General features: G+C 41.6%; 9 protein-coding genes. 5 read left to right on the top strand and 4 right to left on the bottom strand.

Annotated elements, in window-relative coordinates:
- Positions 1–14: 14 nt before the first annotated feature.
- The gene (locus tag GSQ74_RS05960; RefSeq protein WP_158991043.1) at positions 15–1,793 is read left to right on the top strand and encodes a RagB/SusD family nutrient uptake outer membrane protein; all 1,779 of its coding nucleotides are present in this window, start codon (positions 15–17) and stop codon (positions 1,791–1,793) included.
- A gap of 81 nt (positions 1,794–1,874) precedes the next feature.
- Positions 1,875–3,233, top strand: a complete 1,359-nt coding sequence (locus GSQ74_RS05955) for an acetylxylan esterase (protein ID WP_158991041.1) — start codon at positions 1,875–1,877, stop codon at positions 3,231–3,233.
- Positions 3,234–3,377: 144 nt separating this feature from the next.
- Here the strand turns inward: GSQ74_RS05955 and uxuA are convergent, their stop codons facing one another.
- Positions 3,378–4,568 (bottom strand): mannonate dehydratase, encoded by a 1,191-nt coding sequence (gene uxuA / locus GSQ74_RS05950; protein WP_158991039.1) that lies wholly within the window; start codon positions 4,566–4,568, stop codon positions 3,378–3,380.
- Positions 4,569–4,869: 301 nt separating this feature from the next.
- Between uxuA and GSQ74_RS05945 the strand changes: the two genes are divergently transcribed.
- Complete coding sequence (locus GSQ74_RS05945) at positions 4,870–5,901, top strand: LacI family DNA-binding transcriptional regulator (RefSeq protein WP_158991037.1); 1,032 nt, start codon at positions 4,870–4,872, stop codon at positions 5,899–5,901.
- A gap of 16 nt (positions 5,902–5,917) precedes the next feature.
- Positions 5,918–6,664 carry an SDR family NAD(P)-dependent oxidoreductase gene (locus GSQ74_RS05940; RefSeq protein WP_158991035.1) on the top strand — a complete coding sequence of 249 codons (747 nt, stop codon included), beginning with the start codon at positions 5,918–5,920 and terminating at the stop codon, positions 6,662–6,664.
- 74 nt (positions 6,665–6,738) lie between these two features.
- On the opposite strand, the gene GSQ74_RS05935 is transcribed toward GSQ74_RS05940, so the two are convergent.
- The 3 genes from GSQ74_RS05935 to GSQ74_RS05925 all read right to left on the bottom strand — a co-directional run bounded on the left by GSQ74_RS05935 (position 6,739) and on the right by GSQ74_RS05925 (position 11,332).
- Positions 6,739–8,427: a sodium/solute symporter gene (locus GSQ74_RS05935; protein ID WP_158991033.1), complete on the bottom strand. Its 1,689-nt coding sequence runs from the start codon at positions 8,425–8,427 to the stop codon at positions 6,739–6,741.
- Between the two features lie 64 nt (positions 8,428–8,491).
- The gene (gene xylA / locus GSQ74_RS05930) at positions 8,492–9,823 is read right to left on the bottom strand and encodes a xylose isomerase (RefSeq protein ID WP_158991031.1); all 1,332 of its coding nucleotides are present in this window, start codon (positions 9,821–9,823) and stop codon (positions 8,492–8,494) included.
- 24 nt (positions 9,824–9,847) lie between these two features.
- Positions 9,848–11,332 (bottom strand): xylulokinase, encoded by a 1,485-nt coding sequence (locus tag GSQ74_RS05925; protein ID WP_158991030.1) that lies wholly within the window; start codon positions 11,330–11,332, stop codon positions 9,848–9,850.
- Between the two features lie 135 nt (positions 11,333–11,467).
- Between GSQ74_RS05925 and GSQ74_RS05920 the strand changes: the two genes are divergently transcribed.
- Positions 11,468–12,505, top strand: a complete 1,038-nt coding sequence (locus tag GSQ74_RS05920; RefSeq protein ID WP_158991029.1) for a LacI family DNA-binding transcriptional regulator — start codon at positions 11,468–11,470, stop codon at positions 12,503–12,505.
- Positions 12,506–12,519: the final 14 nt, after the last annotated feature.

The raw sequence follows: 12,519 nt of genomic DNA, 5'->3' as shown, positions 1-12,519 counted from the left end.
TTAAAGAAATTGACATGAAACTATTTAAGAAAATATCGATTTTAACTATATCACTTATATCAATTAGTGCTGTAAGTTGTAAAAAGCTACTGGTTGAAAATCCCAGGGCAAATATAACCCCGCAATTTTCCACAACTCCGGGTGGTGTTTTGGGAGAAATAATTGGTGTATACGGTGATATGCGTAATTTATGGGGAACCGAAGGTTTTACCAACATTACGCTTGCCGGTACCGATGAATATCTTGCCGGTGGTAGCGCAACGTCATCTACTGTACCATTTTTCACCTATACCAATTTAGTTGGCAACATAACCGCGTATAACGCGGTGTCTATTTTTGGTGTTGCCTACCAGGATATTAATACATTAAACGGTGTATTACAGTATGGGCCGTCTGCTTTCCCGGATGCAGCAACCCGCACAGAGTACCTGGCCCAGGCCAAGTTTTTACGCGCCTTGTATTACTTCTACCTCGTTCAAACCTTTGGGCCGGTACCTTTGCATACTGCATTTATCACCACGCCAACAACGTCTGATTCCCGCGCCGCAATCGCAGATGTATATACACAGATCATCACCGATTTAACACAGGCATCAACTGAATTACAAACTATACCCGGCGAAACCATATCATCAACCGGTGCAGCTTCTCCATTTGCAGGGAAAGCAGCTACCAAAGCAACTGCACAATACCTGCTGGCAAAAGTTTATTTAACACGGGGATGGTCAACTGCTGCCCAGCCTACTGATTTTGCCATGGCACTTAGTACTGCTCAAGCCTTAATTAGTAATGCATCTGCTTACAAGCTGGGTTTATGGCCCGATTTTGCATCAGCTAACGCACCGGGCAATGAATATGGACAGGAAACACTTTTTGTAGTTGATGAAAGCAATAGCACCAAATATGGTAACTATGTTGCAGGTGGTGCAGGTGGATCGTATAACATCACCAGCAACCTATTCAGGCCCAACTACCCTACAGTGAATGCCAATTATCCTGCATCCGGGGGATCAAGCGTAATGACGAGGGACATTGCAAACGGGCGCCCTTTCATCCGTATCAGGCCAAACCCTGCTTATGTAATTGAACAGGCTTTTGCTGAGAAGGTAAATGATTCACGTTATTATAAAACGTTTCAAACTACATGGATCGCTAACACTGCAGGTGTAACCACTCCAAGAGGAACACTTACCGTTGGTGCTGACACAGCAATCTGGATGCCTCCTTATGATCCTGGAGCCACTAAAAGGGCTACCTTTAAAGGCATAATATTAACGCCACCTGAAGATAACGCGCCAAACCCGTATACCACTGTATTTTTCCCATCTATGAAAAAATATGATGATCCTAACAGAACTGGTGTTAATGATCCATCGACCAGGCCATTTATATTGTTCAGATATGCGGATGTTTATATGGTTGCCGCAGAAGCAGCATTTAAAACTGGTGACTTAACAACAGCTGCTGCCATGATTAACGTGATTAGGAGCAGAGCTGCTTATCGCTCGACCAACACACCGACGCAAAACACAGCTGCTGTAGCCGCCATGCAGATAACCCCGGCACAAGTTACGCTTGACTTTATATTAGACGAGCGCAGCAGAGAATTTTATGGCGAGTGCCAGCGCTGGTATGATTTGGTGCGTACACAAACAATAGTAAGCAGAACACAGAAATATAATGCTGAGGGTGGACCAAATATCCAATCTTTTGAAGATTTGAGGCCTATACCACAAACAGAAATTGATTTGGTAACAACAGGGCCAAAATTCCCGCAAAACCCGGGTTATTAATAATGGTTAACCAGTAATTGTTTTACTTTGGCAAAGGGTCGTAATAGCGGCCCTTTGCTATTTTGATTAATTTAAAACAGTATGAAAAACTTAATTTCATTTTTCCTGATAGTGTTTTCTTTTACAAATGTTTTTGGTCAAAATAATACCCCCACTTATGCGCCGCCAGTAAACTTTACAGCAGAGCAAGATCATCAAAACATGATGGATCAATTGCATATTAAATCACTACGCCCGGGTGCAGACGGCAACAATCCAACGGCTCCAAATGCGGCCAATTATGATGAAGCTAAAGCAAACCCATATCCCAACCTTCCTAACCCGCTGGTTATGAACAATGGCAAACCGGTAAACACCGCTAAACAATGGTGGAACAAACGCCGACCTGAAATTGTGGAAGATTTTGACCGGGAGATATATGGCAGGATGCCCGCAAACACCCCTAAAGTTAACTGGGAGGTGATTAGCATCACCCATGAAAAAATTGGTGATATCCCCGTTATTACTAAAAAACTGGTTGGGCATGTAGATAATTCGTCCTATCCTTTGGATACGATTAATATACAGTTAACGCTATCAACACCAACTAACGCCACTGGCCCGGTACCCGTAATTATGCAGTTTGGTTTTGTATTTCCTCCGGGATTCCATTTTCCAAAGCAACCTAATGTAAAAGCACCGGCTATGCCTGCGGGGCCAAGCTGGCAACAACAGGTTTTGGCTAAAGGATGGGGGTGCGCCATTATTTATCCAACCAGTGTGCAGGCCGATAACGGAGCAGGATTAACCAAAGGCATTATCGGCTTAATGAATAAGGGACAGCCGCGCAAGCCGGATGATTGGGGCGCGTTAAGAGCATGGGCATGGGGCGCCAGCCGTGCCCTGGATTATTTTGAAAGCGATAAGGCGGTAAATGCAAAGGAAGTAGGACTTGAAGGGCATTCGCGCTTTGGCAAGGCGACTTTGGTTACAATGGCTTATGATCAGCGATTTGCTATTGCTTATGTAAGTTCTTCGGGCGAAGGCGGTGCTAAACTGTCGCGCCGTAATGCCGGGGAGTTAGTAGAAAATGTAGCAGGCGCAGGTGAATATCATTGGATGGCAGGCAATTTTCTAAAATACGCAGGGCCTTTGCATTGGAACGATATGCCGGTTGATGCGCACGAATTAATTGCGCTTTGCGCGCCAAGGCCGGTATTCATTAGCGGAGGACAGAAAGGTGATGGCTGGGTTGATGCCAGGGGAATGTTTATGGCAGCCGTTGCCGCAGGGCCAGTTTACAAACTGTTGGGTAAAAAAGATTTAGGCACAACCGATTTTCCACCTGTTGAAACTTCGCTTACCAACGGCGATCTTGCTTTTCGCCAGCACAGCAGCGGGCATACCGATGTACCTAACTGGCCTTTCTTTATTGATTTCGCAAGCAGGTATTTTAAGTGATACAACTGTCGTCATTGCGAGGAACAAAGCAATCTCTATACTTTACAGAGTTGCTCTACAGGTTCAACCCTTCTAATCGCCCTGCCTATGTAGAGATTGCTTCGTTCCTCGCAATGACGCTTATTTTAAACATTTTCTTAGAACTCAGACAATACTCCTTTTAATCCCCATCTCCAATCCCCTCAATTCGGCTAGGCCTTTTAATCGCCCCGCTACTGAGTAGCCCGGATAAGTATCGTAACTAAAATCATCTAATATCTTATGCCCGTGATCCGGGCGCATCGGGATAGCAATATCTCCACGACCGCTTGCAACCCGCTTTTGTTGTTCCAAAATCACGTTTTTCATAATGGCGTACATATCATTGCTACCACCTAAATGATCAGCTTCGTAAAAACTGCCATCGGCTTCCCTTTGCACATTTCGCAAATGTAGAAAATGGATATGCTCACCCAACCGGCTTACTATACCCGGCAAATCATTATCGGGCCTTGCGCCTAACGACCCTGTACAAAAAGTGATACCATTATTCGGCGATGGGCAAGACGCGACAACATCGGTCAAATCTTTTTCCGTACTAACCACCCTTGGCAAACCCAGTATCGGAAATGGCGGATCATCCGGGTGGATACACATTTTTATGCCTGCTTTTTCTGCGTGAGGGATGATCGCCTTTAAAAAGTAAGCAAGGTTTTCTTTTAGTTTATTCGCATCGGTATCTTGATATTTTTTAAGATGCTCTTTAAATTCATTAATCGTAAACACCTCATCGGTACCGGGTAAACCAGCCATTATGGTATTAGTTAACAGTTCTTTTTCTGCTGCGCTGATACCATCCAGAAAAGCTTTCGCGGCTTGTTGCTGTTGTTCACTAAAATCAGCATAAGCTCCTTCACGCTCCAAAATATACAAATCAAAGGCTGTTACTGCCGGTGCATCATACCTCAACGCAGACGCATCATTTGGCAGCCGAAAATCAAGATTGGTACGTGTCCAGTCGAGCACGGGCATAAAATTGTAGCAAATTACCTTAATACCTACGGCGGCTAAGTTGTTAATGGTGGTTATATAGTTTTCTATATAATGATCTCTTAAACTACCGGCTGTTTTAATACTTTCATGAATATTAACACTCTCCACTACCGACCAGTTAAAACCTGCCGCTTTAATAATGGCATCACGTTGTTTAATTTCATCTACGCACCATACCTCGCCGCAAGGGATATGATGCAGGGCGTTTACAATACCAGTTGCGCCTGCTTGTTTTATGGCGGCTAAGGTTACCGGGTCATTCGGGCCAAACCAACGGAAGGTTTGTTCTAAATTATTAAACATATACTTTATAAATTATATTCTTTTTAGGTTGATAAAATAAACACCGTTTCCAGCATCGGGAATATTCCTGTTAGCTCATCAGTCTAAGATCTTTTTCGTGCTTATTTAAATTTTTAACATTTTACTTGATTGAAGATAGAGATAAAAAATATATCTTTAGCAATCGATTGCATAAATTTAAAAATAAACTTATCCAGTCTAATTATTAATGTTAATTTTAATAGTTTTTTAACATATAATACTTAATATTTAGCATTATATGCGCTGTAACCGATTGTAATTATTTAAATCAACTGTAATAATGAGTAACCCCGAAAAAGAAGTTACCATATATGATATTGCCCAAAAGCTGAATATATCCGCCGCGACGGTGAGCAGGGGGCTAAAGGATCATCCTGGAATAAACAAGAACACCAAAAAGAAAATACTAGCAGCGGCAGATGAAATGGGCTATCGTTCCAATTCATTCGCCAGCAGCCTGCGTACCAAACGTGGTAATGTCATTGGTGTTATTGTACCGCGGCTGAACAGTAATTTTATGTCGGATGTGATTGCGGGGATTGAAAAGGTAGTTAATGAATCGGGGTATAATCTATTCATCAGTCAATCGCTGGAGACCATGGAAAAAGAGGTGAGCAATGCCAAAGCCATGTTTAATAACCGTGTTGACGGATTACTTGTTTCGCTGGCTTACGATACCAATAACATTGATCATTTTGAGGCATTTATTAAAAGGGGTATCCCGGTAATATTTTTTGACCGTGTGGTAGAGCATGAGCATTGCCCAAGTATTTTTATTGATAATTATAAGGCGGCCTATAACATCACCACACATTTAATTGAACAGGGTTGTAAGCGCATTGTGCATATTAGCGGCAACCAACTGCGCAATGTTTACCGGGACCGGTTTAATGGTTATAAAAAAGCATTGGAAGATCATCAGATCGCTTTTGACGATGACCTGCTTATTGTTAATGACCTCAGTGCACATGCAGGTATACAAGCAGCCCAACAAATAGTACAAATGGCGGTAAGGCCTGACGGGGTGTTTGCTTCGAATGATCTTTGCGCGATCAGCTGTATGCAGGTTTTAAAATCGAAAGGAATAAAAATACCGGAGGATATTGCCTTCGCGGGCTTTAATAATGATCCTACCTCTTGTGTAATTGAACCCAATTTGACTACCATAGATTACAAAGGATATGAAATGGGCGAAGTGGCCGCCAAAGTATTAATTGGCCACCTCGATCATAATAACGACCTACAACAAACGCATAGCCTGATATTACGTTCGGAATTGATCGTGCGTGATTCATCAAGGAAAAAAGGATAGTATATTAAATATTTAAATGGATACTGAATTAAAAATAGCCATCGTAACCGGTGGTGCATCGGGGTTGGGGTTGGCGACTGCCACTAAATTGGTTGAAAATAATATCAAAACGATTATTATAGGAAGGAATGAACAGAATTTAAAAGAGGTTACCGCAAATCTGGGCGAGCTATGCCACTATAAAGTTTGCGACTTAAGTAACCTAAAAGCTATACCTGAACTAATAGCAAACATCGTAAATGAATACGGTAAGATTGATATACTGGTAAACAATGCAGGTATCAACCTTAAAAAAGCCTTTACCGAAGTAACTGATGAAGAATTTGAATTAGTCATTAAAACTAACTTAACCTCGGTTTTTGCTTTAAGCAGAGAGGTAGCCAAGGCTATGTTGAAGGAGAAATCGGGGAGCATAATAAATATAAGCTCCATGGCGGCGCAATATGGTATACCTTATGTAATTGCTTATACCGCCGCTAAAACCGGGATTGAGGGGATGACAAAAGCCATGGCTGTTGAATTATCGCCGGAAGGCATACGGGTAAACTGCGTGGCACCGGGATTTATTGCCACCAACATGTCGGCAAAAGCATTGGACAGTGACCCGCAGCGTAAACAAAAAGTTTTATCAAGAACACCGATGGGCAAATTAGGATTGCCAGAGGATGTTGCCGAAGCTATTGTTTACCTATCATCAGATGCTGCTAAATATGTAACCGGTGTTATTTTACCGATTGACGGAGGGAACTCTATCGGTTTTTAATTGCATTTCGGTCTAAGTAAAAAAGCGATGAGTTATAAAAACCCATCGCTTTTTTTATTTAGACGTTATTTATACTACCAGAAGATAGTGTAAAGTGCTGTCAGAATAACGCAAATTACGATAGCGCCAATTGTAAAACTTTTATTGGTTTTGAACATGGATGCATCCACTTCCAATCCGTTTGTACGTAGGCCTTTTGAGTTTTCAATCATGGAGATGATATACATCCCAACAATACATATTATAAATACAAAGCCCATTCTATCCAGGAAAGGGATTTCATATACACCATCGGCATTCAATTTTGAAAAACCGTAAGGCGACATAAAGGAAAGGTTGGTCCAATAAGGCAAAAACTTGAATACAATAGCGAATGCCAACCCGCCTATAGTAGCGAATAATGCAGCATTTGAAGTTGCCTTTTTCCAGAAGAAACCCAGAATAAACATGGCAAATATACCCGGTGATACAAAGCCTGTATATTCCTGGATATATTGGAAACCCTGTTTGCCTTCGCCCATCAGCATATCGCCAATAACAAAAGATAACAAAACGCCCAATACCATGGCAACCACTACGGCCACCTTACCTGTATTTACCAGGTTTTTTTCTGTTGCATCTACCTTTATCGCCTTTTTGTATATATCCAATGTAAATATGGTAGCTATACTATTGGCTTTACCCGCCAGCGATGCTACAATAGCCGCTGTTAAAGCCGCGAATGAAAGCCCTTTAAGATAATTTGGCAATAAATTAAGTACCGAAGGATAAGCCTTATTAACATCTAAAACACCTTTAGAACTCATCATTTCCTGGTGGAACATACCCTTTTGATAAAGCACGTACGCGGCTATTCCGGGTAGTACTACAATCACAGGCATCAGCAACTTCAGGAAAGCAGCGAATAACAAACCACCACGGGCGGTTGGCAAATCGGCACCAAGCGCCCTTTGGGTAATGTATTGATTACAGCCCCAATAGTTAAGATTAGTGATCCACATACCGCCAATAAGTACGCTAAGGCCCGGCAGATCCAGGTAATTGGCATTATCCTTTTTAAATATCATATGGAAGTGATCCCCGGCATCTGCCCTTAGCAGCTTAAAGCCGTTCCAAAGCCCCGTAGTACCCGATTTTTCACTTATCAAATGCAAGGCTATGTAGCTGGCTGCCAGCCCTCCTAATATCAGGAAGAATACTTGTACAACATCGGTATAACCAATAACCTTCATACCACCCAGGGTAATAATTATGGAGAAAGCCGCCAACATTACAATTACTAATTTTAGACTTAGCCCTGAAATACCCGCTATAGCAACCCCACCTAAGTAAAGTATCGACATTAAGTTTACAACAATGTAAAGCATTAGCCAAAATATAGCCATTATCATAGCTACAGTACCATTGTACCGCTGATGCAGGAACTGCGGCATAGTGGCTATTTTATTTTTCAGATAAACAGGAATGAAAAATATAGCTACAATAACCAGCGTTAACGATGCCATCCACTCATAAGTTGATATGGCTAGTCCCATTTTAAAGCCGGAACCACTCATACCCACCATTTGTTCGGCAGAGATATTTGAAGCGATTAGTGATGCACCTATTGCCCACCATGTTAATGAACCTTCGGCTAAAAAATAGCCTTTGGATGTGGCATCGCTTTTGTTTTTACGCTTGTATACCCACCAACCATAAAAGGATACTATTATAAAGTAGATGAAAAATACGGCGTAGTCACCATTGCTTAATCTGTTAGTCATAATCAGGGTTTAATAATTAAAAGATGTTATTTTGACGGTTATTATTGGTAGATGCAATAATAAACTATATAAATCTATTTATCAAATTTTCTATATATTCCTGTTTACCACTTATTGTGGCTGGTTCGCCATTGGCAATCGCGTAGGCTTTTAGCTCTTCAAGCGTTAGCTTGCCGTTCTCAAAGTCTTTTCCTTTACCTGCATCAAATGAAGCGTAACGATCTGTACGTACTTTTTTGTAATCAGATTTCTTCAGGATGTTATCAGCGGAGATCAATGCGCGGGCGAAAAGATCCATACCGCCAATGTGGGCATAAAATAAATCTGCCGGGTCTGTTGAGTTACGGCGGATCTTTGCATCAAAGTTTATACCTCCACCTGCAAAGCCACCTGCTTCTAGTATAATCAGCATAGCTTCAGTAACCTCATTAATATCGTTAGGGAATTGGTCGGTATCCCATCCATTTTGGTTATCGCCACGATTTGCATCTATCGACCCTAATAAACCCGAGTCAACAGCCACCTGTAATTCATGCTGAAAAGTATGGCCTGCTAATGTAGCGTGGTTAACTTCCAGGTTTAACTTAAAATCATTTAACAAATCGTATTTCTGTAAAAAGCCAAGCACTGTTGCGGCATCATAGTCGTACTGGTGTTTAGTTGGCTCACAAGGTTTTGGTTCGATAAAGAAGTTACCTTTAAAGCCTTGTTTGCGGGCGTAATCTTTTGCAGTATGTAAAAAACGTGCAAAATGTTCTTGCTCGCGTTTCATATCGGTATTAAGCAAGGTCATGTAACCTTCGCGTCCACCCCAAAAAACATAATTTTCGCCGCCAAGTGCTATGGTAGCATCTATCGCCGCTTTTACCTGGGCAGCTGCATGGGTTAACACATGAAAATCAGGATTGGTTGAAGCACCATTCATATATCTTTTGTTGCTGAACAAATTGGCAGTACCCCACAGTAATTTTACACCGCTAGCTGCTTGTTTTTGTTTAGCATAGTCAACTAAAGCCTGTAAACGTCTGTCGTTTTCATTCACGTCATTGGTATAATCCACCACATCAACATCATGGAAACAGTAGTATTCCATCCCCATTTTGGTGATGAACTCAAATGCTGCATCCATTTTGTCTTTGGCGCGTTCAACAGCATCAGCCTTTGCATCCCACGGATGAATGTGAGTAGGTTCGCCAAAAGGATCGGCACCGTTACCTACAAATGAATGCCAATAAGCGCAGGCAAAGCGCAAATGATCTTTCATTGATTTGCCACCAACGATTTTATTTGCGTCATACCACCTGAACGCTAAAGGATTGTCAGATTGTAACCCTTCGTATTTGATCTGTCCGATCTGTTTAAAAAACTCTTTGTCACCTGTTACTATACTTGCCATTTCAATTATATTTATTTGTATTTATTAATTATTTAAGAGTTGTGTTTTAAGCAATGCCTGCCATTCCTGGTAAAAAGGTTCCAGGTGTTGTGATTTTGATGGTTCAATAAGCTGAACAGGGTGCATATTTTTAAATGCTTCGGCAGCAGATGAAAAAACAGACGCGCCAATACCCGCGCCAAGCGCCGCGCCAACACTACCATCATTTTTATAAAGCTCAACGGGTACGCCTGTCGCGTTAACAAATGTTTCGGTAAAGAGCTCGCTTAAAAACAGGTTATTTTTTCCTGCGCGGATGACCGTTGGCGTCATTCCATTCTCGCGCATAATATCAAGCCCGTACCTGAATGCGAAGGCAATCCCCTCCTGCACAGCCCTGAATAAGTGAGCTTGTGTATGTAGGTTCAGATCGATATTATGCAAATGCGCGCCTACTTGTTTGTTATTTAGCATACGCTCGGCGCCATTACCAAAGGGTAATACCTGTAAACCATCAGAGCCAACAGGGGCATTAACCGCATCGATATTCATTTGCATGTAGCTTAAGCCTACCCCAAAGCTATTTTTGGCCCAACGATACATACTACCGGTGCCATTTATACATAGTAAAACACCTAAACGTTTTTGTTCCTCTGTATAATTAACATGTGCAAAGGTGTTTACCCGCGATTGTTTATCATAAGCTAGCTGATCACTCACACCATAAATAACACCTGAAGTACCTGCCGTAGCGGCTACTTCTCCCGGGTTTAATACGTTCAATGATAGCGCGTTATTGGGCTGATCGCCAGCTTTATAACTTACCGGGATACCGGGTTTTAAGTTTAGTTTTTGGGCTATAGAAGCCTGTAAATTTCCGTGAACAGAAAATACCGGTTTTATTGTGGGAAAAAAGGATTCATCAAAGCCAAAATACTCGACAATTTCTTTAGACAATCGATTGCCGATAAAGTCAAAAAAAATGCCCTCGGATAAGGCAGATACAGATGTAGTGATTTCGCCGGTGAGTTTCATCGCGATGAAGTCGCCCGGAAGCATTATCTTATTTATTTGCGCATATATTTCCGGCTCATTCTCTTTAACCCATGCCAATTTTGAGGCGGTAAAATTACCAGGGGAGTTTAAAAGGTGACTAAGGCAATTTTCCTCGCCGATGGAATGAAAAGCTTTTTCGCCAATTTCAACCGCGCGGCTGTCGCACCAAATAATGCTGTTTCTTAGGGCTTTCTGATTTTTATCAACTAAAACCAAGCCGTGCATTTGGTAGGCAATACCTATTGCACCGATATTAGCGGGATTGTATTTACCTGTGTTATTGCAGATAGCCAGGGCCTGCTGAGCCTGATCCCACCACGTCTCGGGCGACTGTTCTGCCCAGCCGGATTTAAGGGCCAGTATAGGCGCTTCAATATCGGGATATTGCGCGGAGGCTACGGTTTTTTGCGTAGTTGCGTCAATAACGCTTACTTTTGTTGACGACGTGCCTATATCTATGCCTAATAATAACATATACGCTGTATATAACGGTTTATATTAAATGAATAATTTAGTTTATATCTTGGTGAAGATTTCTAAAACGAAATTATATAAAATTTTGTATTCTGCAATCGATTGTCGAAATTATTTTTATTATCTTACCTAAAGATGAAAAACAAGAAGAGAACCACTATCTATGACATAGCTGAAAAGCTGAATATTACTGCCTCATCCGTTTCAAGAGCGCTGAATAACAGCAATTATGTAAATGAAAACACCAAAAAGCTCATCCTAAAAACAGCTGAAGAACTAAATTATAAACGTAATACACTTGCCTCCAATTTGCGCAAGGGGCATTCAAAAACTATTGGCATTGTAGTACCACGCATTAACCAGAATTTCTTTTCGAATGTAATAGCCGGGATTGAGGAAGCGACATATCAAAAGGATTACAATTTAATCATCTGCCAATCCAGCGAATCGCAGAGTAAAGAAATTAAATGCGTAAACACGCTGATTAACCAACATGTGGATTGCATTGTAATATCGGTATCGGTTGACGGAACTGATTATCAGCATTTGCAAAATGTGCTGGACCATGGTATTCAGTTGATACAATTTGACCGTGTAGCGGATGAACTGGAAACCCTGAAAGTTATTAATGATAATGAGCAAGCATCCTTTGAGGCGGTTTCGCACATGATTGAGCAGGGTTATAAAAGGATTAGTTTGTTGGAGGGGCCGCAAAACCTGCAAATTTTCAGGCAACGTAAAACCGGTTATCTAAATGCTTTGAAAAAATATGATCTGCCAATAATTGACGAACTTATTGTTGAAAATGCATGGACCAAAGAATTGGGCGCTGAAGCAACAAGAAAAGTATTAAGTATAAGTGAACCACCGGATGCCATATTTGCGTCAACATCAGATTTCTCAGCGCTGGGTGTTTTGGAGGTAGCTACAGCAATGGGATTTAAAGTACCCAGTCAATTAGGCATTTGCGGCTACTCGAACGAGGCATTTACGGAGTTAACCAGCCCATCCATCACTACCATCGACCAATTCAGTAGCTATATGGGTAAAACCATCGCCAATCTTTATTTTCAGGAGATGGAAAACAAAGAGGAGATTGAGGTTGTGCCTAAGATCATCAGCATTAAACCAAAACTGATCATACGTTCCTCAACAAAAAAGAACGGCGACTAATTTGCTTAATACCG

It is taken from the genome of Mucilaginibacter sp. L196 (assembly GCF_009765905.1).
GTDB lineage: Bacteria > Bacteroidota > Bacteroidia > Sphingobacteriales > Sphingobacteriaceae > Mucilaginibacter.
Note: the sequence above shows the minus strand (reverse complement) of the source record. Positions and strands in the feature narration are given on the sequence as shown.